The sequence below is a fragment of the Methyloversatilis sp. genome (assembly GCF_030696805.1).
Classification (GTDB): domain Bacteria; phylum Pseudomonadota; class Gammaproteobacteria; order Burkholderiales; family Rhodocyclaceae; genus Methyloversatilis.
In genome coordinates this window covers 1-1,031 of sequence record NZ_JAUYRO010000022.1, presented here as the reverse complement: position 1 = coordinate 1,031, position 1,031 = coordinate 1, and the positions used below count along the sequence as shown (strand labels likewise).

Below are 1,031 nucleotides of genomic sequence, written 5' to 3'. Positions count from 1 at the left end.
CAGGAGGGCCGGGCCTGCGGCGTCACCGTGGACCGGGGCGCCGGGCGCACGGAGAGCTTCACGGCGCATGTGCTGGTCGGCGCAGACGGAGCGAATTCCTTTGTTGCGCGCCGCATGCACATGCCGCGCTACCCGGAATATCGGATCATCGCCGCCCAGGCCTACTACCGCCAAGTCATAGGTCTGCGCGGCCACATGGAGGTCCACTTCCCGGAGCGAGCCCTACCCGGCTACCTGTGGCTGCACCCCACCCGCACCAGCCAGACCAACGTGGGCCTGGCCCTGCCGCTGGAGGCCTGGAAAGATAAGCGTCCGCACTTGGAGGAGGTGCTGGACCAGGCCCTGGCCTCGCCCACACTGAAGGAACGCTTCGCCTTTGCCGAACAGATGGGCAAGACACAGGTGCGCATCCTGCCCGTGGGCAATACCCTGCGCGAGATCCACGGCGAGGGTTTCCTGCTGGTGGGCGACGCGGCTGGGCTTGCCACCCCGTGCAGCACCGAGGGAGTGGCCAATGCGCTTATCTCGGCGCGCATCGCCGCGGAGGTACTGGTGCAGGCCTGCCGCGCGGGCAATACCAGCGCCGACGGCTTGGTGTCCTATCCTGGCCTGCTCTGGCGCGAGATCGGCGACGCCCTGCAGATGTCCCGACGCCTTCTTACCCTCCGCACGCCCAAGGCCATCGGCAGCCTGATCCGCAGCGCTTCCCGCCGTCCGCACAACGCGGGTTGGATCTCCGGCGTGCTCATCGGCTCGGCTCTTCCCTCCGACGAGCTCAACGACCTGCTCTCCTACCTCAACTTCTTCAACCGCTAGACCCCGCACCTGTGTCACATCCGGCCCAGCGGGACGCGCTGCTGTCTCGCATCTGGGACACCTGTGGCACAACTGCGCCTGCGCCTACGCCTGACCACGCCAAGCATCATGGCTGATTCACTGGACATTCCCTGTGGCTGACGACCTCGCCCTCTCTGGCATGGGACTTGATCTACCGGAAACGACACATGTTTCAAGGAGGTCACCATGAAAGA

At 66.0% G+C, this 1,031-nt stretch carries 1 protein-coding gene; it reads left to right on the top strand.

The window, feature by feature from the left end; translation table 11 throughout:
* Positions 1-816: FAD-dependent monooxygenase (locus tag Q8R75_RS02810; RefSeq protein ID WP_305663505.1), on the top strand; the 816-nt coding region annotated here is incomplete at its 5' end.
* Between the last annotated feature and the right edge of the window lie 215 nt (positions 817-1,031).